The sequence below is a fragment of the Pseudoalteromonas sp. ND6B genome (assembly GCF_000764215.1).
GTDB lineage: Bacteria > Pseudomonadota > Gammaproteobacteria > Enterobacterales > Alteromonadaceae > Pseudoalteromonas > Pseudoalteromonas tetraodonis.
In genome coordinates this window covers 11,915-34,581 of sequence record NZ_JQFL01000049.1, presented here as the reverse complement: position 1 = coordinate 34,581, position 22,667 = coordinate 11,915, and the positions used below count along the sequence as shown (strand labels likewise).

Sequence of the window (22,667 nt, the reverse complement as noted above, 5' to 3'; positions counted from 1 at the left end):
CAGTGTAAGCTAAAAATAGAATTTATTAGGTGAGATAAGGTATGCAATTGCAATTATCAATGGAGCAACAACGCGTTATTGGTTGTTTATTAGAAAAACAAAGCACAACACCTGAGCACTACCCTTTATCGTTAAATGCATTAACAAATGCCTGTAATCAAAAATCGAATCGCGCGCCAGTTGTTAATTATACAGAAGAGCAAGTTCAAACAACCGTTGATGAATTAATCAGTCTGCGATTAGTCACTGTAAATGAAGGGCTGTCTGGGCGAGTTAATAAATACGATCATCGTTTTTGTAATACTGAGTTTAGTCACCTGCAATTTGATCAACAGCAAAGGGCGATTATTTGTTTATTATTATTGCGAGGCGCACAAACACCTGGCGAATTAAAAACACGCAGTAGCCGCCTTGCCGACTTTGCTCGTATTGATGATGTTGAAAAGTCACTTGAACAACTAATTCAAAGCAATCATGTTAAAAAGCTGCCGCGCGAATCAGGTAAACGGGATTGTCGATATATTCATTTATTTGCAGATCAATCATCTGTGAACGATGCTTCACTTGAGGCACAAACACACACTGATGATATAAAAAACACTGAGCTAAATGACTTACTTGCAGAAATTGATGAGCTAAAAGTCCAGCTTAAACAAATAAAAGCTCACTTAGGGCTTTAATTCATAAATATGAAATCACATAATAGTTGCTCTATGTAGAGCGTAAAAATTATTTAACTAAAGGAGCGGGCCATGCGCGCCGAGATTATGGCTGAAATGAAAGTTCAGCCTTCGATTGATGTAAACGCTGAAATTAAACGCCGAGTGGATTTTATTAAAGCACGTTTAAAAGCGGCATATTCAACCTCACTTGTACTAGGGATCAGTGGTGGTGTAGATTCATCGACCTGTGGCCGTTTGTGTCAACTTGCTATTGATGAGCTAAACCAAGAACACCCTGACACTCATTATCAATTTATTGCTGTACGCCTACCTTATGGCGTTCAAGCTGATGAAAGTGAAGCGCAAATGGCGGTTGATTTCATTAAGCCGAGCACCCGCATGACGGTAAACATTAAACCCGCAACCGATGCACTGCATGAGCAGACAATGGCAACTCTCGCGGGTACCGAACAAACACTCCCTTCGCAAGATAAAATCGATTTTATTAAAGGTAATGTCAAAGCTCGCCAACGCATGATCGCGCAATATGAAATAGCCGGCTTTTGCCAAGGCTTAGTGGTCGGTACCGATCATAGTGCTGAAAATATTACTGGTTTTTACACTAAATTTGGTGATGGTGCATGCGATTTGGCTCCTTTATTTGGCCTATCAAAACGCCAAGTTCGCGCATTAGCAACCACATTGGGTGCGCCTGCGCTTTTAGTTGAGAAAGCACCAACAGCGGATTTAGAAAGTGATAGACCAGGACTAACAGACGAAGAAGCACTTGGCTTAAGTTATGAAGAAATTGATGACTTTTTAGAAGGTAAAGCAGTTTCAAGTCATGTAGAAGAAACGCTAATTGCAATTTACCAGCGCACGCAACATAAGCGCCAGCCTATTCCAACAATATACGATGCTTTTTAAATCAATATTATAAGCGTGATTTAACTGATCGAGCCGCTTGTATTTTACGTAAACATGACGTGAAAATAAGTGGCTTAAATTTTTAAAAGTTAACCTTAACGCTTGCCAACAGAGAGTTTTATATTTTATGACACCCCCTATTTTGATTACTGGTGCAGCACAACGTATAGGGCTTGCGCTGGCAAAGCACTTTATAGCCCAAGGGCAAGCGGTCATTATTACTTATCGGACCCGTCATGAGGCTGTTGATTCGTTGGAACAACAAGGGGTTACCTGTCTTTATGCTGACTTTAGTACTGATGAGGGCATTAATACTTTTATTACGTTGCTTAAATCACACACTGACTCACTCAGGGCGGTTATTCATAATGCATCAAGCTGGGACTGTGAAGCTAACAACCCTCACTTTGAGCAGCTGTTTGACAATATGATGCGCATTCATGCAAAAACACCGTACTTGGTAAACCTACATTGCGCAGATTTACTATTAAATTATCAGGCGTCGCATGCTAAACCCGCTGATATTATTCATTTGACTGATTATGTAGTGGAAACAGGCAGCCCAAAACATCTTGCTTATGCGGCCAGTAAAGCCGCACTGGATAACTTAACTAAATCATTTAGTGCTAAATATGCACCTAACATAAAAGTAAATTCAGTCGCACCATCATTAATTATTTTTAACCAACATGATGATGAGCAGTATCGCGCTAAAACTTTAAAAAAATCATTAATGGGTATCGAACCTGGATGCCAAGAAATTATCAATAGTATAGACCTACTACTGAACAGCCATTACATCACAGGGCGTGCTTTACCTGTTGATGGTGGTCGCCATCTTAAGTAAGTCCTAATAAAACTGAGAAACTTATGCATAACGAATTAAAAGAAAGCTATCAAAAAATTATAACTGCTGTAGGTGAAGACGCTGAACGTGAAGGGTTACTTGATACCCCAAAACGCGCTGCAAAAGCGATGGAGTACCTTACTCAAGGATATCGTCAAACGCTTAACGAAATCACTAACAATGCGGTATTCACCTCTGACGCTGACGACATGGTATTGATACAAGACATCGAGCTTTACTCTATGTGTGAACATCATTTACTCCCTTTTATTGGCCGCTGTCATATTGCTTATATTCCTGATGGCAAAGTATTAGGCTTATCTAAGTTTGCGCGTATTGTTGATATGTTTTCGCGTCGTTTTCAAATTCAAGAACAGCTTACCCATCAAATTGCAAAAGCGGTTGAGGAAGTAACCGGTGCAAAAGGTGTGGGTGTAATTGTTGAAGCAAAACACATGTGTATGATGATGCGTGGTGTAGAAAAGCAGAACTCAAGCATGCGTACCTCGGTAATGCTAGGAAACTTTAGAGCCGATCCGAAAACACGTAATGAGTTTTTACAGCTGATCAAAGGATAATGTATGGCAAACGCAATTATTAATGTAACTAACTTACGGCTACGCACATTTATTGGTTTTAATCCTGATGAGCGTGAAAAAAAACAAGATGTGGTCATTAACCTTGAAATTCACTACCCTGCTGATCAAGCTTGTGAAACAGATGAAGTAGACCAAGCACTTAACTACAAAGTGATTACTAAAGAGGTAATTAGCTTAGTGGAGCAAGGACACTTTTTATTGTTAGAAAAACTAGTTGCTGAAATCCTTGCTGTTTGCCACTCACACCCAAGCGTTAATTATGCTAAGGCTCGAGTAGATAAACCTCATGCGTTGCGCTTTGCCGATTCGGTTTCTTTAACCCTCGACTGGCACAAATAATCCAACGGCAAGGGCTATTACCGCTAAATAACGTAACCCCTTGCCGAGCGTTACCAGCACTAAAAACGTAGTAAAGCGAACTTTAAACACGCCGCCAATAACGGTTAGTGGGTCGCCAACGATGGGCAGCCAAGCAAACAACAGGCTATAAACACCATATTTATTAAACTGCTTTTGTGCTTTTTTAAGCCCTTTTTCAGACACTGGAAACCATTTTTTATCTTTAAAACGCAATGCCTGCGTCCCTAACCAATAGTTAACACAACTGCCCAGTACATTACCCAAGGTTGCTGCAAACCAAATCAGCCATAAGTTAGTATTGCCTTGCATGATCATGCCACCCATCAATACTTCAGACGAGCTAGGTAATAACGTGGCAGATATAAATGCTGTAAAAAATAATGTTATATAAAGCATTTTTTCCTTATGACTAAAAACTAAACCCAGCAATTAGCTGGGTTTGAACGACTTTTTAACTTAAAACCAATTCACCGAATAATAAAAACAGTTATTTTATCAAATTTAAGCTAAGGGGATAATTAAACTCTTTGCCATCGTTGGCTTTCACGCTTGCGATAACCACCATCACAAATGAAAAAATAGCCACCATAGGTAACAGTAGTAAACCAACCGCTGCAAAAATTAGTAAAAAACAAACAAAATAAGCTATAGCCATAGTAATTTGAAAATTAAGGGCTTTTTTTCCATGTATATCAACAATTGGCATTTCATCTTTTTTAATTAACCAGATAATAAGAGGGCCGAGTACCGACCCAAATGGCACAATAAACCCCGCTAATGCACTTAAATGACATAGCATTGCCCATGTGCGGTCATCTTTATTGACGACTTTAATCTCTTGATTTTGTTCCATTACACTCTCCCTTCTCGTTTTTATTTTGCGCTAAAATAATATTCACACTCATTAGCCACCTTAATGTAAATGCTTATTTATCCAATGCAAAGCATTTGTGTATATTTAAAAATAAAAAAGCGCAGCAAATAGCTGCGCTTATTGATATTGCCAGACCAGTTACTTATTCACACCCGCTAAATCAAGCATAAAAGCATAGTTAAGTGCCGTGTCTTCCAAACGCTTAAAACGACCTGATGCACCTCCGTGCCCTGCTTCCATATCAATTTTAAACAGTAGCTTGTTATCATCTGTTTTGTAATCTCGCAGCTTAGCCACCCACTTTGCAGGCTCAAAATATTGTACCTGTGAATCATGTAAGCCAGTAGTAACTAACATATTTGGGTAATCTTGCTTACTGACCTGATCATAAGGTGAATACGATAACATATACTCATAGTATTCTTTCTCGTTAGGGTTACCCCACTCACCGTATTCGTTGGTTGTAAGTGGAATACTTGCATCAAGCATCGTAGTCACTACATCAACAAATGGAACCGCAGCCACCATACCTTTATACAACTCAGGAGCTTGGTTTGCCACTGCCCCCATTAATAAGCCACCCGCACTGCCACCTTGAGCAAATATTTTATCTTTTGCACCATACTTTTGCTCAACCAATGCCTTGGTAACATCTACAAAGTCGTTAAAGGTGTTCTTTTTAGTCAGTAGTTTACCGTCCTCATACCAAGGGCGACCTAGCATTTGTGAACCGCGAATATGCGCAATGGCAAATACAAAACCCCGATCGAGCAAACTTAAGCGAGCGCTAGAAAAGGTAGGATCCATGGTCGCGCCATACGAGCCATAACCATATTGTAGCAGCGGATTAGTCCCCTCTTTTCTAAACATGTCTTTGCGATAGACTAGGCTTACCGGTACTTTAATACCATCTCGTGCAGTGACAAAAATTCGCTCTGATGCGTAGTTATCTGCACTAAAATCACCGAGTACTTTTTGTTGTTTAAGTAATGTTTTATTGCCAGTAGCTAAATTAACATCATACGATGAAGCGGGTGTTGTCATACTGGTATAATACACACGTAATGTATCGCTATTTAAATCATTGTTACCGTAGGTGCTAATTGTATAAGCACTGTCGTTAAAACTAAGCGGTATCTCTTTACCCGTGGTTAAGTTACGAGCAATAATAGTCGACTGACCCATTTCACGCTGCTGATACACTAAGTAGTCGTTAAATAAGTCGATGCCTTCTAATTTTATATTATCGCGAGCGGGGATCACTGTTTGCCAATTAGCTTTATCGCCTGCTTTATCAATATCTACTTTCATTAACTGAAAGTTGACTGCGTTTAAATTAGTGACAATGTAGTAAGTATTACCCAGCTTAGAAATTCCATACTCCAGATCCGCTTCACGTTCAATCAAGCGTTTTGGCATAGCCTTAACATCATCAGCACTTAAAACCGATACACCTGACGCAGTTGTACTGCTGTGCCAGATATAAATTTCTGAATCGTCTTTGCTTTTGCTAATACCCATGTAATAACTGGTATCTGTTTCTTCATAAACGAGTTCATCTTCAGCCTGTGGGGTACCGAGCGTATGACGATAAACTTGGTAACCTAGTAAAGTTTGTAAATCTTTTTTTATGTAATAAAGCGTTTTGTTGTCGTTTGCCCAAACAACACTGCCATTCGTACCTTTAAGCGTATCTTCGAGTAATTTACCAGTGCTTAAGTCTTTTATTTTTATATTATAAATACGACGACTTACGGTATCTTCACCATATGCCATTAAATTGCCGTTTGGACTTACATCTAAACCACTTACGGCATAATAATCATGTTCCTTAGATAGCTCGTTTACATCTAAAATAACCTGCTGGTCAGTGCCTGCAAAATCACTACTACGTACATAAGTTGCGTATTCGTTATCACCGCGAGTTTGCGATGAATAATAATAGTCACCGTTTTTAACTGGCACTGAATCATCGTCTTTTTGAATTCGCCCTTTTAGCTCTTCAAATAACGAAGTTTGTAACGTTTTTGTATGCGCAAGCATTTCATCTGTGTAAGCATTTTCAGCCTCAAGGTAACTAAGTACCTCAGGATCTTTTCGCTCATCATCACGCATCCAGTAATAATCATCGATACGAGTGTCGCCATGGATTGTCATTTCATATGGTACTTTTTTAGCAACCGGCGGCATTACTGCGATTTGAGATACAGACTGTTCAGTAGGCGTGTTTTGTTTAACTTCAGGTGCTTTATTACAACCACCTAAAATAGCTAACGATATTACGGCAAGCGTAAACGAAGTGTGTTTCATTAATTTAAATCCCTGTTGTTTTTATTATATTAAATATACCTAATATTAAACACGACAGAAATTTAGTTTGTGAAGCTATGTAAAAAGGGAGCCGAGAAATTCTTTTTATATAGTTAAGACTTCAGTTATCCTAACAGTAACGAAGTAGCATTAAATAGTCTCTTCCTGCTGCTAATCAATAAGGACAATAATGAATAACGATGTAATTAACATTTTAACAATGGCTAAGGTCATTCAAACAGCGGTTGCACCCGTTTTTTTAATTACTGGTATTGCAGCAACGCTCGGGGTTTTATCTAATCGCTTGGCGCGAATTACAGACAGAGCCAGACAGTTAGAGCGAAAATTAAAAGTTAGCACCGATGAAGAATTTAACTTGTCTCTGACTACAGAGCTTAGAGCACTCCTTAAGCGCTCTCGCTGCATACACATTGCATTTAGTTTAAGTGTATTAAGTGCACTATTAGTTTGCGCCGTGGTTATGCTGTTATTTTTATCTCACATACAGTCGATTAATTTAGGTGTCACTATTGGCAGCTGTTTTGTTGGTGCAATGGCATTACTGATATGTGCATTTATGTCATTACTCGGTGAGGTGTTCTTGGCAACGCGCAGTATGCGTCGAGGGATGATTTTCGCAGATATAGATATAAACGAATAATAAAAAACCCCGAGTCAATCGTGCTACTCGGGGTTTTACTTATTTAAAACAGATTACTGTGCAGTGTAAATAGTTTCTAACACTTCTATTTTAGCTTCTTTAATCAAACCAGATTCTTTTAGCTGCTTTGATGCAACTAAAATATCTTGACCATCATTTACAGCTAAAACAGCAATTTTAGTGCCTGGGAATAAAGATACGACCTTCAAACCTGCAGCCGAAGCAACATCGCTTGCACTCATACCATCTTTTAAAAGAATAGTAATATTACCTGATAGTGACGTTAGGTTATTAGTAAAAATATTACGAACTAATGTTCCTTTTGTGACCACATCAGACGATTTATCTACGCTGACTACTGTCATCTCACCTTTTTGCATAACGACATGCTCTTCTGAAGCAACACTCGAAGGCACTAAACGTAAGTTCTTTTCAATTTTGTAAGAACCAAAATCCGCTTTATCAAACTTTAATTTAGCTACTTGTTTTTTAGGAAGCTGAAGCTCTTTATCTGAGCTAGTGTTTGCTGTTGCCCCAAACGAAATACACGCAGCAGCACCCAATACGATTAATTGTTTAATTTTCATCTTTATAATCCTTACTCTTGACCTGCGTGACCAAATGCACGAAGAGATACACCTTCAAGTACACTTGCTGAGTTATTATTACTAATACCAGTAACACCTAGAGAATTATTTGAGCCTCGACTAAATGCAAAGCTGTCTGCGCTTGTATCTAACAAACGAACAGTCCAAGTACCTTTCGTAGACTCTCCGTAGAAAGCATTTGAAAGCATCACAGCGTCTTTAAGTACATAACCTACACTCCAGCTATTCGTGAAGCTATATGCAGGGTAAAACAAAGCTTGTTTAGATGAAAGTAATACACTTCGAGTACCCGCTGGCGAAGTAACCTCAATAGCTAAATCATTACCAGCAGATGTTTGAGTACCATCACCTAGGCCGAAGCCCATTTCAGGGTTGCTTACATCAAATTTAAATTGCATTGCCTCAATGTTTAATTCTTCTGTAACTACAATTTCTTGCGTTAAACCTGTAGCACTGTTATCAGGAATTTCTAATGCTAGTGCACTTTCAGAAACGGCTGAACCAACACCATTCCAATCCGTGATTACTTGCTCACCTAGTGAAGCGTCATAAGACTTAGCCATTGCAACCGCTGCACCTGCATCTACACGCCCAAAGCCATATAAGTTATTAAAGCTATAACCAGCGGCATTTTCAACCCAACCATCATGCGCAACAAACTCACCATCTGCGGTAGTTAATTTTACAGGGGCATTTTCAGCGTCAATTAATGTACTTGTTGACGCTAATATATGACGCACATCACGCCAAGTTAGTTCAGGATTAGCCGAAAGAATAAGTGATACTACACCTGATGCATTTGGCGCAGCAGACGATGTACCGTTAAATGTAGATGTATAGTTACAACTTGCGTTATCTTCATTGCCAGGATAGTTAAATGGGAACTGGCTTATGGCAAACTCTTCTCCATATCTCTGAGTAAAGCTTGCAACAGCACCACTATTAAAGCCTGAGTAACCGTTGATACATGTCATCTGATCCGTTGTTACCATTGCAGGTGCCCAACGACCATATTCACCAGCTGGCGCTGAAACCATTAAGTTAGCACCTGCTGTTGAGTAGCTAGTGTGCTTACCATTTGCATTTACAGCAGCAACACTTAGATAGTAAGGATGGCCTTGGCTTGGCTCAAACGCACCGTTATAACACGTTAAACCTAAGTCATTAGCTCCATTATCTTCACATAGTGAGCCTTCATCACCGCCATCAACAAAAGAGTTACCACTCGATTTCATATTAAGTGCACCCTTACCATCTCGCAGGTTTAGGTTTGGGTATGACTCAATAGCTTCATCTAATTCTGAATATGCAATAAATGTTGGGAAAGTTATGCCATAACTACGGTTAAACGCAGAAATATTTTCTGTTGTGCTAATGCCGCTTCCAGGGAAACCATGCACCATTAACTCAGTTTGTGGGATTTTAGCACCACCAAGATAATTCATACCAATTAAACCAGCATCAGGAGCAACGCCACGGCCACCTTTACCATTCCAACCTTTTGCAGCAATCAAACCAGCAACACTTGTACCGTGATCACCACTGTTTGACATACTAGTAGGATCTGTACGGTCAGTCGCATCAGCATTTAGGTTTAAAGAGCGGTTTGGTAATACATTATCGATTAAATCTTCATGGCGGATTTCCATACCCGAATCGATCACAACTGCCGTTGCACCTGCCCCAGTAACACCTTGAGCATAAGCATCAACAACATTCATATCTTCACCAGCTACAAGCTCTGTCGCCTCTGATTGAGCAAAGCTAGCGTTGACATTGGCTTGTGCTTCTTCTTCTGTATCGCCAAATAAACTAACGTACAAATCAATTAAGCCTTGTTTCATCTCATCACTAAGCGAGTAAGCTTTCTGACCTGTATTGTTTAGGTGCCACTGCTGATTTGCAAGAGGATCTCCAATAATTCCTGAGATATTAATTTTCGCAGAGGCCGTTTTACCGTTTGCAGTTACTGTGTAATCAATAACCGCATCTTCACCAGAAACAGGCACATATGTAAACGAAGTACCCTCTACTGTTAACATACCATGGCTAAACTTAAAGACACCATCTTGCGCGGTAATTGCCTCGCCATTTTCAGTAAAACTAAAAGTAAGTGCGTCACCATCATTATCACTTGCTTTAAAGTCTGCAGTAACTGGAACCCATTGTTTTAAATCAGTAACGACAACATCACTCGCTTTTGGTGCTACATCAGTAACAACTGGAACTGTATTGTTATTATCATTATCGCTTCCACCACACCCTGATAGCGAAATTACTATCGCTGCAGACAACGCTGACAGCTTAAAAATATTATTTTTCATAAATGCTCTTCATTGGTTATTTTTATGACATCTGAATGTACACAATCAAACAACAAGCAGCAACACTGCATTTACAAACATTCACAATAAACCGTAAAATAATATCAGCCCGATTAAAATCCCGTTAATAATATCAAAGTAATAATCTATGCTTTCCCTTGAACTAAAGCCTAAGCTAATATACAAAGATAATTCAAGAACCCTTAAAGGAGTAGAGTAAAGTGAAATTGAAGCAAGTATTTATCGGGGCATTACTATCTACATGCGCACTTAGTGTATCTGCAAATTCTGCATTTAAAGAGCCGAGTGATGCAATTGAGTATCGCCAAGCTGCATTTTCTATGATTTCAGTTCAAATAGGCGATATGGGTGCCATGCTGAAGGGTAAAATTCCTTTTGATGCAGAGCAATTTAAGCAGCGTGCAAATAACGCAGCGGCATTATCTAAAATGCCTTGGGAGGCCTTTTACGCAGGCACTGAAAAAGGCGATACATCAGCACTTCCTGCGGTATGGTCTGAAAACGATACTTTTATGAAAAAAGCGACAGCGTTTCAGCAATATGCTGATGAACTTGCTGTAGCAGCTCAAACAGGTGACAAAGCGGTCATTGGTAAAGCATTTGGTGCATGGGCTAAAGGCTGTAAAGATTGCCATAAGCAATTCAAAGACTAATAAATTCTGTGTATTAAACAATAAAAATGGCGCTGTATTAGCGCCATTTTTTTAACTAAGCAGATAACTTAAAGGCTCACTTCCCCAAGTACTCATTAATAAAACCAGTAATAGTAAAAATAAAACCCATGCAATCCATGGTGACTTTGTCTCAGGCTCTAAGCTTTGTGTTGGCAGTGCTTTATTGCCGGTGATCATTGCTTTTACTAAAGGCTTGCCTTTAATTTTGTAAGCAATAATAGCCACAACATGCAAAATAATCGCATAAAATAAAATATCAAAATTGATATGGTGCAGCCAGTTGGCAAAATCAATCGTATCACTCGATACATACTGCGCTAACGGGCCATCAGTTAAAATGCCATCACTGCTCATTAAACCACTAACCAGTTGCGTAATAATCAGTATAAAAAATAATAACACCATATAACTACCTGGTGCAGAATGGCCCACATCATTTATTTTTTTGCCACTAAAAGAAGCAAGCACCGACTTAGGAGAATGCAGTAATGCCGATATTCTTGCCGTTTTACTGCCTATAAGACCCCATATAATCCGCGTTGAGATAAGCGCTAAAGTAAAAAAGCCAACCACAAAATGTAGCTCTATCATGCCCTCTTCAGCACTAAAATAAAGCGCAGCAATACTCAATACTAATAACCAATGAAAGCTTCTTAAAAAGCCATCCCACACTTTTACCTTGAACATTGCACCTTCCCTAAAAAACAGTATCATCTAAAACGCTAACTATTTTAGCATCTTAATATTAAGGTATCCTAATGAGTCTTTCTACCAGTGCGCAGAGTAAAACACATGCAGTCCATTAAAAAACCGATACTAAAAGGCTTTTTAGATATGCTGCCATTATGTTTAGCCGTTATTCCTTGGGGGATTTTATGTGGCTCGTTGGCAATACAAAATGGCTTTACCCCTTTTGAAACTCAAGCCATGTCGCTACTGGTATTTGCAGGCTCGGCGCAGCTGGTTGCAATTGAGCTCATTGCTGGTAATACCCCTCTATTAACCATTTTATTTACCACATTTATTATTAGCTCTCGTCATTTTTTATATGGCTTGGCGGTTCGTCACAAAGTGATTGAGCAACCCATGCGTTGGCGCCTTCCAGTCAGCTTTGTATTAACCGATGAACTATTTGCTTTTTCGCATCACCCTCGCGCCTACCAGACTCAAACGCGCCTAATTTACGCGCTCAGCGCAGGCTTTAGCTTTTACATTGCTTGGAATATTTGGACACTTATCGGTATTGTAGCCGGCACTATGCTCCCTGATCTAACCAATTTAGGACTCGACTTTGCGATTGCTGCAACCTTTATTGCTTTGGTTATCCCAGGAGTTAAAAATTTAGCCACTCTTGTCACGGTCATTGTTGCAGGGATCTGTGCTACTTTATTAAAAAGCACAGGCTTTGAGCTGTGGTTAGTATGCTCAGCACTATTAGCAATGAGTGCAGGTTACGCTGTAACTAGAATAGTAAAAAATAAGGACGCTAAATCATGATGACGACTATTTTACTTATGGCATGTATTACCTTTTTTACCCGTTATTTATTCTTACACCGCGCGCTACCATTTAAAGTAGGGCCTAAAATGCAGCAGTTTTTGAGCTTCAGTGCACCTGCGGTTCTAACAGCGATTTGGGTGCCGATTGTATTTATAAATGATGGTGGCATTAATCTAAATTGGCAAAACCCTTATTTAAGCGCAGCGATTGTAGCCATTATAGTTGCTTACAAAACACATAATATTTACCTAACCACACTTGCTGGTATGGGGTTATTTTTGATTTTAAATTAACAGTAACGCCATAGCAGTGTTCACTATTTCGACTTTGTTAATCACCAAGCAAAGGTTAGACTATGCCAAATAAACAAATAATAGCTTAATAATATGCACCCATTTCATCAACTAAGTGCTACTAGCCTGCAAGGCCAACCTATCGATTTTAAAGAGTTTGTAGGTAAAGTTGTGTTAATAGTAAATACCGCAAGTGAGTGTGGATTCACCTATCAATACGAGTCATTGCAAGCATTACACGAAAAGTATGCCAGCCAAGGTTTAGTCATTATAGGTTTCCCGTGTAACCAATTTGGCCAGCAAGAACCCGGAGACGCGAATCAAATAGCGCAAGGTTGTTTAATCAATTACGGAGTTAGTTTTTTAATCGCAGAAAAAGTGAACGTTAATGGTCAGCATACACATTCGGTTTTTCGCTATTTAAAATCTGTATTACCGGGGTTGTTAACACGAAAAATTAAGTGGAACTTCACAAAGTTTTTGATTAATGCAGATGGCTCACCCATTAAGCGCTACGCGCCCTTTACTAAACCTGAAAAACTAGAAAAAGTAATTGAAAAAGCATTGCTCGCAGCTAAAGTTTGAGGCTTAAAAATTATAAAGAGGCATAAAGCCTCTTTATTACCAACCCACAGAGCTTTAAATACTACCTAAGTAGCAGTTAAAAGCTAATATGTCGGCACTGATTTGTACTAGCGACAACCTAATCAATATAATCGTTTAAGTCATCTTCACCTAGGTTTTTACGCAAGCGTTTTTGCTCAAGGTAATCCTCTAACTTTCTTTTCACCTTTTGCTTTTTCTTGTCGTGTTGATTACGCCCGACCATTTCGTATTCGTCTTCAACAAAATCATCATCTAGCGCATCGTAACTAAATGTCTTACCCACAACCCACTCCATAAAGTGTTTGAGACCAATTACGGATTCTTGTATCGCGATAATTGGTGAAATTAAAATGTTCAACGCAAATTCATTGTACAAATTTACGTCAAAATAAAGCCACATCGCTATCCTAAATAGTCTCTGTGTCAGTATTGTGAATAAATAGCGCTAAATTTGAATTGTGGAAAGTGAGAGTTTTTTATCGTATCGATAAATTTTATTTATTAGCATTTGATTATTGGTTATTTTGACCAAATTTTAGCTTTTTCAATGACTTTACTTTCAGCTTCAAAGCACCTTAAAAATCACAAATCACTGTTTTTAAACACTAAAAACTATTGGCACCAAACTTGTTATAAGTTAATTATCATCAGCAAAAAACAGAGAATAAACATGAAAGAATTATTATTAGTTAGCGCAATTATGTGCGCCCCCGTCGCCATGGCTCATAACGATAACAGCTCTTCAATTTCATTTAGTAACGACGAATGTAAAGTTGAGTTTAAAAACGATGTACGTATAAAGCCAAGTGAATTAGAAATTTTTAAAGCCAACAATCAACGTATGACTTTTACCACTCAAGGTGAGTTGTCGATCAATGGCGAGCAAGTAGCATTAAATAGCGCTCAGCGCCAAGCACTGACCAACTACACAGATAATTTACGCGCGCAATTACCTGAAGTAGCCAACATTGCACTTGATGGCGTTAAAATTGCGGGCGTTGCATTAGAAGAAGTCGCCAATGCATTTAATATTGATGGCCTCGATAACATTGCTACCTTAATGGACGATATTCAACAAAAAGTAGAGGGTACCTTTTACCAACAAGGTACATTTGTCATGGGCCAGCAAAGCTTCTCTCAGTTTGGTGAAAACTTTGAACAGCAGTTTGAACAACAAATAGAAACTGCCGTTGAGTCGGCCGTAATGCAATCAATGGGCAGTATTTTAGTAGCATTAGGCTCTGAGCTAATGGGTTCAGGTGGCGACATGCAAGCCTTTGAAGAGCGCATGGAAAATATGGGCGCACAAATAGAAGAAAAAGTAGAGCTCCATGCAAAAAAACTTGAACAGCGTGCAAATACACTGTGTGGTGACTTTGTTGAAATCGCACAACAAGAAACTCAACTTGCTGCGCAAGTGCCTGCATTAAAAGGCTATGAGTTATTTACTATAAAACAGCACTAACTGCTCAGCATTTTAATTAATCTCCCTTTGCGGCATTTGCTTTTAAGCTATGCCGCATTTTGCGTTTTTTACCCCACCAGTCCCATTTAACTCAAATAATAGACTGTTGAGCGGATCTGCTCTTGCCGTGCAGAGGCATTTTGTGGCTTCATAGTAAAATACAAACCAAAGTATAATCTTCACTTCGCTCTAGATCACTTAGAATGCCGTCCGAGCTGATGATTGTAAGCCCAAATTGCAACATATTAAAACCACCTCTTTTTAAGTTTTAAATTCTTGAGGCGGTGCGATCCCCAGTTAGACGCGTTTTAAAACGCAACTAACTCCAAAGTGCCTAGTAACCTAGGCACTTTTTTTATAATTTAAAAGCCTAGCAACACTCTTTTTTATCGTTTCTTTAATGCTCTTCTCTGATAAATAATTAACCACCTATAAATAGCATGTTAAATCTTTTAACGAAGTAAAACCCACCCCATTAATACAAAATAATTTAATCTGAATAACTATTCAAAATAATCTATTTATAAACATATTAAAATTAAAAAAACTGAAAAAACCCCGTATAAAAGTGATATAGCACACGACTATAATGAATAAATATACAAAATCAAAAAAACGCCATTAAATAGCAAATCAAAAAAACACTTTCAGATTAAAAAAACTAATACTTCACCAGCAATTTTTATCGCTTTATTTTTAACCAATCTACGGGCAAAATGCACACGTTTTCAACAGACACAACCTTGGAGCGAATACAATGAACCCAATTAATACATTAAACCAAACAGCCACAACTCACGTTGCAGTTAAACCAACTAATCGCAAAGCGAGAATGTTAGCTAAACTTAACCGTTACGGAAAAAAATTAGCACTTGGCGGTGCAATTCAATACAAATAATCACCCAACCATGATTTTTGTATTGTTGCAGCAAACACCCAACCACTAAATGAAGTTTCTTCTTTAGCTCCATCTGTTTGCTGCCAGCCCCCTCCTCATAGCTAAAAATCATCTTTAATTTTCATAATTTACAAAAAAAACCGCATTTACGCTCACTTTTTAAGCAAACGATCTTTTTGCTATTTACACAGGCAACTCACCTAAGTATTATCCTGCATCACGACGTGGAGAGATGGCAGAGTGGTCGAATGCACCGGTCTTGAAAACCGGCAGGGGTTTATAGCCCCTCTAGGGTTCAAATCCCTATCTCTCCACCATTTATTTATATTAATTGGTTTTTTCCGATTGATAACACGCTGAATAATGCGTCGGAGAGGTGTCCGAGTGGCCGAAGGAGCTCCCCTGCTAAGGGAGTATAGAGTTTGTAGCTCTATCGAGGGTTCGAATCCCTCCCTCTCCACCATTACTGATTACAAGCCACTTAATTGTGGTTTTTTTGTGCCTAAATTTTAACTCCGTTAAGAAATAGGGAGGGTGAGCACCCTCGACAGGGTTCGATAAAATGTCTGGAACATTTTAGGCCGCTGCAAGCGTCGCGCAGCGATTAATTACAGGGATGTAAGTAAGTCTATCCCTCCCTCTCCAGCATTACTGATTGCAAGCCACTTAATTGTGGTTTTTTTATGCCTAAAATTTAATAGCCTCTATTAATTTGCACTTTGTATAAGGCCGTCGCGAGCGCATGCTAATAAATTAAACAAATTGTATGGTGTCACAACTTAGTGCATTATAAATGGTACTTTAAACCAGCTTAGGTTTAACCATGGCAAAGCTAATATTACTACTATGTTGTTTGGGTGCCTGTGCTGCTAGCATGGCAAATGAAGTGACGGTTTATAAATGTACCATTAAAGGAGTGCCTACTTTTAGTCAAACTCCTTGCGCTGAAGACGCTCAAGTGATCACGCTTAGAAACGTCAACATCATGCAAACAAATACGCCACAATCTGAGAACACACCAGTTGCCGATACTTCTGTTGACGATTATCTAGCGGTGCAACAAATAGAGCGTGATATTGTGCAGCTTGAGCTTAAGATTAAACAATACCAACAAGAATACGCACAAAAAAAACAGCAAATCGATTACATGACCCAAGATAAAGCAAATCGCTTAGGGGCTAGCTCAATTGCGAATGCCATTACCACTGAAACGGCGGCACTTAAGCAGCGATTTGACCCACAAATCAAGCAAGCACAACAACAAATAGAAGCACTCACTCAAAAAAAACAGCAGCTTAGCCAGCAACCTTAAGTATGTGCTTCACAACATCAATAAATGTTTGTATCTCTGACTTTGTATTATATATGTGAGGTGAAACACGGATGCCGAGTTTACGCACATCAACACTTATTTTTGCAGCCTCTAATGCCGTTAATACACTTTGCTGATGCTCAGAAAACTGCAAAATAGCGGTGCCACTACATTGCTCTTTAGCGCTAGGTGACATTAAAAAAGCGCCCAATTGCTGCTGAATTAACTCAAGTAACATCAAGTTGTGCGATCTCACTTGTTCAACGCCAAATTCAACAATATATTCAATACTATGAGCGGCAATGATATAAGGAAGTACCGAGGGCGTACCGCCCCAAAATCTAAGTGTTTTAGCGTTATATTGAAAATGCGAAATATCAAACTCGAATGGGTTTTGATGTGAAAACCAGCCAACATCTTTTGGCTCACATTTCGTTATTTGCTTTGGATTTACCCATAAATAGGCCGCACCTGGCCCTCCGCATAGCCACTTCACACTTGAACCAATCATAAAGTCAGCATTTAACGCCGTTAGATCGACAGGGATAACCCCTGCCGATTGCGCCACATCAATTATTGAGAGTGTATTCGTGACTTTACTCAGCGCCACAATATCGTTTATGGGAGCTTGTACACCCGTATTAGAATAAACATGGCTAACAAAGACCCCATCAATCTCTGAAGTTAAATATCGCTGCCATACCTGTCTATCACTCAAGTCTTCATGCTCAGGGATGTAGCGTATTTTTGCACATTCAGGCAGTGCTTTTTGCATTACAAACCCCATACTGGGAAAATCAGCCTGCGCCATTAATACCGTACACTGTGGTTTATTAAAAACGGGGTGTGACATAACCAATTTGGTTAAACCACTGGATAAATTAACCTGAGGACAAAATTGCTCACTAGGCGCATTAAACAACTGCCCTAATGCCTCAGTAAATCTTTCAATGGCGGGTAACCATTGTTGCCATGGCTCTTTTACACTTTCTTGCCAAGGAGTAAAAAAATGTTCAGTGGCATTTTCTAAGCTCGTTTTTAATGGGCGGCCAACAGAGTGGCTTAATAAATAACAACCCTGTGGCATACAAAAATCATTTTTAGCCATATTAATTAATCCACTGTTTTAGCGTGTTTAAATCATCAAAGCGCGTATTTATGTCGTCACGCTTTGCCGCGGCACGCCTATCTCTTAACTTAGCTAATGAATCGAGCAGTACCGGTAGAGGAGGTCCACTGGCGGTTACTTTACTCATATGCTGTTGTTGCATGTGCTGTGATGGCTGAGCAATAAACTTTTCTACCAGCTGATTATGATGACCGATAGCGGTGTCGCCATGTAATTTACACACTTGAATAAATAGTTTGCCTTGCTTTTGAAACCACTTTGTATTTTTATATTGTTCGGCCTCTAAAAAATCATCCATTAGGCTTTGCATACGCATGGCTTCACGAAGTATTTGTTGATCCTCTGGCATCATATATAAAAATTTATCCACCAGCATTTGCGAGTAACTCGGCTCATTGGCACTGCAAAGCCCTAGCAGCATATCAATAACATTAATACCGGCAAAATCTCCTGCATTTGCACCACGGTAAACTTCTTTACCTACTCTGTAAGGCTTGTAATATGGACGTACACAATTAAAAAAACGTTCGGTGTCTAGCTGAGTGTATAAGGCGTTATTCGACGCTATTACATCCATTAATGCCTTTTTAACCACCTCAAGTAGTTCGGCTGTAACGGGGTGAGAAATACCCAAAGGTAATATTTTTAATAAAGCATCGCTTGCGCGCTTATACGCTAAAATACCTTGGGTGTTGTAATCTAAAAAAAGGGCTTCATCATCAAGATTTGTAAAACGCTTATAGGTGCCATTAATGGCTTTATTATGCGTGGTTAGATGCGCGGTAGCAAAACGAGGCGTTACACCTATAGAGGCACCAATATGCATAGCAAGCGCCGATGCTTCAACTAATGGTGAGGTTGTTTCTCTGCTCGGCTCTGTGATCTCATGCCTGCGACAAGCAGCCATAAACAAACCAACATTACCAAGCAAGTCGAATGCGCTATCAAATCCTTCGTCGGTATTGCCTTCGGCCAATAAATCGCTGATCAGCGCATTGCCTTGCTCCTTTAGTGCCAGCTTTAAGCTATCACCAATCCCCTCAACATTAGCCTTATCGGTTTGCTGCCAATAAAGCTGTTCTAATTGCGAGTTTAAGCTTACAAACTCTGATCTTATCCAACGGTCAAACTTAGCAGTAAAAGAACTCATAACTACACCCTGTTATTATTATGTTTTAATGCTAACAAAAACCCCTGAGGGTAAAACGCCAAAAAAAATAGTAAAAACACCTTTAGTTAGCAATAATCACTAACAACATTAAAATAATTAATAAGATCCCATAGTCATGTTAGATAAAAAAGATCAGCAGTTACTGATTGCCTTACAATCGCATGCCCGCATGTCAGTTTCTGAATTAGCCAATACCATTAACCTATCAGACACCCCAACTCTTAGGCGTATCAAAAAGCTTGAGCAGGAACATGTAATTACGGGCTATCACGCTGCCATTAACCCTAAGTCGCTCAACCTTAATGTGCTGGTTTATGCTTTCGTGCGACTAAGTCAAAACTCGGTGAGTGCGGCACAGCAATTTGAGCAGCATGTAGAAAAGCTAGCCCATGTACTTGAGTGCTCTGTGATCTCAGGTAGCCACGATTATTTACTGAAAATTATTTCTCAGGATTTAGAAAGCTATGAGCAGTTTGTAAAGCACCAGCTGGGGAGCTTAAGCTGCATCGCCAATATAGAGTCAACGGTAGTACTCAAACAATCATTTAGTAAAAAGCAGCTACCACTTTAAAAAATAATACTATTTAGTGCCGATTCGCTATACTAAAATATCATTATAAAAATAATATTTAACAAGGATGCATGTGAATATTTTTCGTTCAACATCCAGATCTTTCGCTTTTTACATATTGTTTGCGGTTGCGTATTTTGCAACTGGTAAGTTATTGACTAATTTTGCCTTTCAATCACAAGTCATCCCTATCTGGCTCCCTGCAGGTATTGCCCTAGTTGGCTGTTTTATCTGGTGGTGGCGTTTTATCCCGGCATTATTTATTGCCTCTGTCGCCTTTAATTTAAGTACCGGTGATAACCCAATCACTGATCAGGTTTTAATTGGTAATACACTACAACAAGTACTGCTAATCGGTTTAGGCGCCGTGCTACAAGGCATGATTGGCGCTGCTCTTTTAAAGTACTGGCTAGGCCATCCGTTGTATTTAAAACAACGCCAATCTATTATTTATTTTATTTTTGCCGTCGGTATTGTCGTCAGCCTAATATCGGCCAATATTGGCGTCTATGCTTTAAGTCAGTTTAACCCTGCTTACAGCATTGATAATCATTGGAACAATGTTACTTTTTGGTGGCTTGGTGACTCTCTTGGCGTACTGATCGCAACTCCCTTTTTATTGGCGTTATTACAACCAAAATTTAAACGCCATGATGTTACCCCGTTACCTACTATTGCAGTGTGCTCGGTGTTATTTATCTCTGTAGCTTTAACCACTAAGCTATACAACCAAGAGACGTATTCAAATGCGATACAAATAGCTAAGCGCGAAACATCTATTATTGAAAACAGTTTGCTGAGCAATTTAAACCTCAGCCAAATAACCGTACAAAGCCTTGCAAGCCAGATACAATCAACACCGACTTTAAGCAAGCAAGAGTTTGATAGCTACAGTGCTCAACTATTGGCTGAGCATTCATTTATTAAAGCATTTTCATGGAACCGCAAAATTAACCAGGCTCAGGTCAGTGACTTTAACAAACAGCTCAATGAAGTTTATACTGCATACAGCTTTGATCCGAGCATTAAAGGGGCGCCATTATCAAACAACGATCCATTGGTGGTTATTACCTATATTGCTCCTTTTGCAGAAAACCAATCTGCCATAGGTTTTAATCTCAATTCTCGTAAAGATCGCCGTGAGACTTTACTCGACCCACGCATTAAAAATCGCCCTGTGGGCACTAAAATAATTCAGTTAGTTCAAGCAAAACAACCTGAACCTGCGTATTTATTATTTGCTCCTGTGTATCAACAAAATAACGAAGTTGCCTCAATTAAAGGCTACGCAACAGGTGTATTTTTAGTAAAAAACATACTTGCTCAGTCGATTACCCAAGCACAAAATAAGATGTTTAATATCGCTATTTATGAAGCTAATACTACCAATCCATTTTATTCAAACGCCGAAAATATACCGACCAAAAGCAATAAACTGACAACCATCACGATTAATTTTGCAGGGCAAACATGGCTGGTTGATTTAACAATTAATGATGAATTCCTACCGCATCAAAACAATCATATGACCCTCTTTTTACTTATTTTACAGGTCATTGTAAGCTCACTCATTTTACTGATATTACTGCTGTTTAATAACCAACACCTTGCACTCTCACGCTTGGTAGCAGAGCGTACTCGCTCGCTCGTTAAAGCTAAACAGCAATCTGATTTAGCAAATCAGGCTAAAAGCCGATTTTTAGCAAATATGAGCCATGAAATTCGCACCCCACTTAACGCTGTGATTGGCTTTTCAACCCTAGCTAAAAATGAAGATAGCCCTGAAATTCTTTCTAATTATTTAAATAAAATTAATTTAGCGTCTAAATCATTGTTAAGTTTAATCAATGATGTACTCGATATCTCTAAAATTGAATCACAAAAGCTCACCTTAGAAGTCGCTCCTTTTGATTTGAATGCGCTTCTTGCTCGGATCAGTAGTATGTTCGAGCAAAGCGCAGAACAAAAAGGCATTCACTGGAAAGTTGATAACCAATTACCAACCGATATTTGGTTTGAAGGTGATGTTATGCGAATTGAGCAAATTTTATTAAACCTATGTAGTAACGCCATTAAGTTTACCTATGAAGGTGAAGTAAGTGTTAGCGCATACAGCAAGGAGATTACCGATAGACGTCGTCAAATCACCTTGACTATTAAGGACTCGGGCATCGGTATTGCGCCATCAGAGCAAAGTAAGTTATTTGATGCGTTCACCCAAGCCGATAGCTCAACATCACGTAAATTTGGTGGCACAGGGCTTGGTTTAGCAATCGCAAAAGAACTTAGCTTATTAATGTCTGGAGATATCAGCGTACAAAGCGAGCCAGGTAAGGGCTCTACTTTTACTCTGTCTGTCGAGTTAAATACATGTGCAGCGCAACAAGTAACGGCAAAGCACATACACCAGCATGTTGACTTAAGTAAACTAAAAATACTGGTTGCAGAAGATAACAGCGTCAATCAATTAGTCATAAAAGCAATGCTTAGCTCTTTAGGAATTACCCCAACACTGGTTGAAAATGGCGAATTAGCAGTAGAACAAGTTAAAATAAATGACTTCGATTTAGTATTAATGGATTGCCAAATGCCGATTATGGACGGTTACCAAGCCACCGCCTTGATACGTCAAATTAAAAGTACTGAGCAATTACCAATTATTGCCTTAACTGCTGATGTAATGCCTGAAGATAAAGCCAATGCCTTAGCAATTGGTTTTAACGAACATCTTGCAAAACCTCTCGAACTCGATAAGCTTATACAGTGCCTATCTCAATATATTGCGCCAGATAAACCATAAAGATTTATCGAAAACAGAAAACCAAATATGGCTGTCGCACTATTACCAAAATTAA

Annotated in this window: 24 protein-coding genes and 2 tRNA genes; 17 read left to right on the top strand and 9 right to left on the bottom strand. The window is 39.1% G+C overall.

The window, feature by feature from the left end; all coding sequences use genetic code 11:
• The first annotated feature begins 47 nt into the window (after nt 1-47).
• The 5 genes from ND6B_RS07970 to folX all read left to right on the top strand — a co-directional run bounded on the left by ND6B_RS07970 (nt 48) and on the right by folX (nt 3,374).
• A complete protein-coding gene (locus ND6B_RS07970; RefSeq protein ID WP_200882085.1) occupies nt 48-680 on the top strand; it encodes a YceH family protein in 633 nt (210 codons plus the stop codon).
• A 72-nt stretch (nt 681-752) separates the two neighbouring features.
• The gene (gene nadE, locus ND6B_RS07975) at nt 753-1,589 is read left to right on the top strand and encodes an ammonia-dependent NAD(+) synthetase (protein ID WP_013463707.1); all 837 of its coding nucleotides are present in this window, start codon (nt 753-755) and stop codon (nt 1,587-1,589) included.
• A gap of 127 nt (nt 1,590-1,716) precedes the next feature.
• Nucleotides 1,717-2,436 carry a dihydromonapterin reductase gene (gene folM / locus ND6B_RS07980; RefSeq protein ID WP_013463706.1) on the top strand — a complete coding sequence of 240 codons (720 nt, stop codon included), beginning with the start codon at nt 1,717-1,719 and terminating at the stop codon, nt 2,434-2,436.
• A 23-nt stretch (nt 2,437-2,459) separates the two neighbouring features.
• Nucleotides 2,460-3,014 (top strand): GTP cyclohydrolase I FolE, encoded by a 555-nt coding sequence (gene folE / locus ND6B_RS07985; RefSeq protein WP_008108996.1) that lies wholly within the window; start codon nt 2,460-2,462, stop codon nt 3,012-3,014.
• A gap of 3 nt (nt 3,015-3,017) precedes the next feature.
• Entirely contained in the window at nt 3,018-3,374 is a 357-nt protein-coding gene (gene folX, locus ND6B_RS07990; protein ID WP_013463705.1) for a dihydroneopterin triphosphate 2'-epimerase, read from the top strand.
• Here the strand turns inward: folX and ND6B_RS07995 are convergent.
• The 3 genes from ND6B_RS07995 to ND6B_RS08005 all read right to left on the bottom strand — a co-directional run bounded on the left by ND6B_RS07995 (nt 3,351) and on the right by ND6B_RS08005 (nt 6,579).
• Nucleotides 3,351-3,791 (bottom strand): YqaA family protein, encoded by a 441-nt coding sequence (locus ND6B_RS07995; RefSeq protein ID WP_028834877.1) that lies wholly within the window; start codon nt 3,789-3,791, stop codon nt 3,351-3,353. The genes folX and ND6B_RS07995 overlap by 24 nt on opposite strands.
• 91 nt (nt 3,792-3,882) lie before the next feature.
• Nucleotides 3,883-4,248, bottom strand: coding sequence for a DUF4870 domain-containing protein (locus tag ND6B_RS08000; protein ID WP_010392586.1), 366 nt, complete (start codon nt 4,246-4,248; stop codon nt 3,883-3,885).
• 159 nt (nt 4,249-4,407) lie between these two features.
• Entirely contained in the window at nt 4,408-6,579 is a 2,172-nt protein-coding gene (locus tag ND6B_RS08005) for a S9 family peptidase (RefSeq protein ID WP_033103658.1), read from the bottom strand.
• Nucleotides 6,580-6,769: 190 nt separating this feature from the next.
• Here ND6B_RS08005 and ND6B_RS08010 point away from each other — a divergent pair, with 190 nt between their 5' ends.
• Nucleotides 6,770-7,240 (top strand): DUF2721 domain-containing protein, encoded by a 471-nt coding sequence (locus ND6B_RS08010; protein WP_013463702.1) that lies wholly within the window; start codon nt 6,770-6,772, stop codon nt 7,238-7,240.
• A gap of 53 nt (nt 7,241-7,293) precedes the next feature.
• Here the strand turns inward: ND6B_RS08010 and ND6B_RS08015 are convergent, their stop codons facing one another.
• Together ND6B_RS08015 and ND6B_RS08020 are read right to left on the bottom strand one after the other, a co-directional pair.
• Nucleotides 7,294-7,827, bottom strand: coding sequence for a hypothetical protein (locus ND6B_RS08015; RefSeq protein ID WP_013463701.1), 534 nt, complete (start codon nt 7,825-7,827; stop codon nt 7,294-7,296).
• Nucleotides 7,828-7,838: 11 nt separating this feature from the next.
• Complete coding sequence (locus ND6B_RS08020) at nt 7,839-10,172, bottom strand: S8 family serine peptidase (RefSeq protein ID WP_033103657.1); 2,334 nt, start codon at nt 10,170-10,172, stop codon at nt 7,839-7,841.
• A 221-nt stretch (nt 10,173-10,393) separates the two neighbouring features.
• On the opposite strand from ND6B_RS08020, the gene ND6B_RS08025 reads away from it, so the two are divergent.
• Nucleotides 10,394-10,846 carry a c-type cytochrome gene (locus ND6B_RS08025; protein ID WP_013463699.1) on the top strand — a complete coding sequence of 151 codons (453 nt, stop codon included), beginning with the start codon at nt 10,394-10,396 and terminating at the stop codon, nt 10,844-10,846.
• A 51-nt stretch (nt 10,847-10,897) separates the two neighbouring features.
• Here the strand turns inward: ND6B_RS08025 and ND6B_RS08030 are convergent, their stop codons facing one another.
• Nucleotides 10,898-11,554 carry a cytochrome b/b6 domain-containing protein gene (locus tag ND6B_RS08030; RefSeq protein ID WP_033103656.1) on the bottom strand — a complete coding sequence of 219 codons (657 nt, stop codon included), beginning with the start codon at nt 11,552-11,554 and terminating at the stop codon, nt 10,898-10,900.
• A gap of 105 nt (nt 11,555-11,659) precedes the next feature.
• Between ND6B_RS08030 and ND6B_RS08035 the strand changes: the two genes are divergently transcribed.
• The 3 genes from ND6B_RS08035 (at nt 11,660) to ND6B_RS08045 (ending at nt 13,245) form a co-directional block, all read left to right on the top strand.
• Nucleotides 11,660-12,364, top strand: a complete 705-nt coding sequence (locus ND6B_RS08035) for an AzlC family ABC transporter permease (RefSeq protein WP_028834880.1) — start codon at nt 11,660-11,662, stop codon at nt 12,362-12,364.
• A complete protein-coding gene (locus ND6B_RS08040; RefSeq protein ID WP_016900234.1) occupies nt 12,361-12,660 on the top strand; it encodes an AzlD domain-containing protein in 300 nt (99 codons plus the stop codon). The genes ND6B_RS08035 and ND6B_RS08040 overlap by 4 nt, the downstream gene beginning before the upstream one ends.
• Nucleotides 12,661-12,753: 93 nt before the next feature.
• On the top strand, nt 12,754-13,245 hold the full coding sequence (locus ND6B_RS08045) for a glutathione peroxidase (protein ID WP_033103655.1): 492 nt from the start codon (nt 12,754-12,756) through the stop codon (nt 13,243-13,245).
• A gap of 118 nt (nt 13,246-13,363) precedes the next feature.
• Here the strand turns inward: ND6B_RS08045 and ND6B_RS0119290 are convergent, their stop codons facing one another.
• Nucleotides 13,364-13,549, bottom strand: coding sequence for a PA3496 family putative envelope integrity protein (locus ND6B_RS0119290; RefSeq protein WP_008108975.1), 186 nt, complete (start codon nt 13,547-13,549; stop codon nt 13,364-13,366).
• A 387-nt stretch (nt 13,550-13,936) separates the two neighbouring features.
• Here ND6B_RS0119290 and ND6B_RS08050 point away from each other — a divergent pair, with 387 nt between their 5' ends.
• The 5 genes from ND6B_RS08050 to ND6B_RS08065 all read left to right on the top strand — a co-directional run bounded on the left by ND6B_RS08050 (nt 13,937) and on the right by ND6B_RS08065 (nt 16,941).
• Nucleotides 13,937-14,731, top strand: coding sequence for a YggN family protein (locus ND6B_RS08050; RefSeq protein WP_033103681.1), 795 nt, complete (start codon nt 13,937-13,939; stop codon nt 14,729-14,731).
• 757 nt (nt 14,732-15,488) lie between these two features.
• Nucleotides 15,489-15,629 carry a hypothetical protein gene (locus ND6B_RS20305; RefSeq protein WP_008113257.1) on the top strand — a complete coding sequence of 47 codons (141 nt, stop codon included), beginning with the start codon at nt 15,489-15,491 and terminating at the stop codon, nt 15,627-15,629.
• 226 nt (nt 15,630-15,855) lie between these two features.
• Nucleotides 15,856-15,946, top strand: a tRNA-Ser gene (locus tag ND6B_RS08055).
• A gap of 53 nt (nt 15,947-15,999) precedes the next feature.
• Nucleotides 16,000-16,092, top strand: a tRNA-Ser gene (locus tag ND6B_RS08060).
• A gap of 360 nt (nt 16,093-16,452) precedes the next feature.
• The gene (locus tag ND6B_RS08065) at nt 16,453-16,941 is read left to right on the top strand and encodes a DUF4124 domain-containing protein (protein WP_013463692.1); all 489 of its coding nucleotides are present in this window, start codon (nt 16,453-16,455) and stop codon (nt 16,939-16,941) included.
• On the opposite strand, the gene ND6B_RS08070 is transcribed toward ND6B_RS08065, so the two are convergent.
• Together ND6B_RS08070 and ND6B_RS08075 are read right to left on the bottom strand one after the other, a co-directional pair.
• Complete coding sequence (locus ND6B_RS08070; protein ID WP_033103654.1) at nt 16,925-18,049, bottom strand: aminotransferase class V-fold PLP-dependent enzyme; 1,125 nt, start codon at nt 18,047-18,049, stop codon at nt 16,925-16,927. The two genes, ND6B_RS08065 and ND6B_RS08070, sit on opposite strands and share 17 nt — an antisense overlap.
• Before the next feature lies 1 nt (nt 18,050).
• Nucleotides 18,051-19,220, bottom strand: a complete 1,170-nt coding sequence (locus ND6B_RS08075) for a PrnB family protein (RefSeq protein ID WP_033103653.1) — start codon at nt 19,218-19,220, stop codon at nt 18,051-18,053.
• 136 nt (nt 19,221-19,356) lie between these two features.
• Between ND6B_RS08075 and ND6B_RS08080 the strand changes: the two genes are divergently transcribed.
• Nucleotides 19,357-19,812 (top strand): Lrp/AsnC family transcriptional regulator, encoded by a 456-nt coding sequence (locus ND6B_RS08080; RefSeq protein WP_033103652.1) that lies wholly within the window; start codon nt 19,357-19,359, stop codon nt 19,810-19,812.
• 73 nt (nt 19,813-19,885) lie between these two features.
• Nucleotides 19,886-22,612 (top strand): CHASE domain-containing protein, encoded by a 2,727-nt coding sequence (locus ND6B_RS08085; RefSeq protein ID WP_033103651.1) that lies wholly within the window; start codon nt 19,886-19,888, stop codon nt 22,610-22,612.
• Nucleotides 22,613-22,667: the final 55 nt, after the last annotated feature.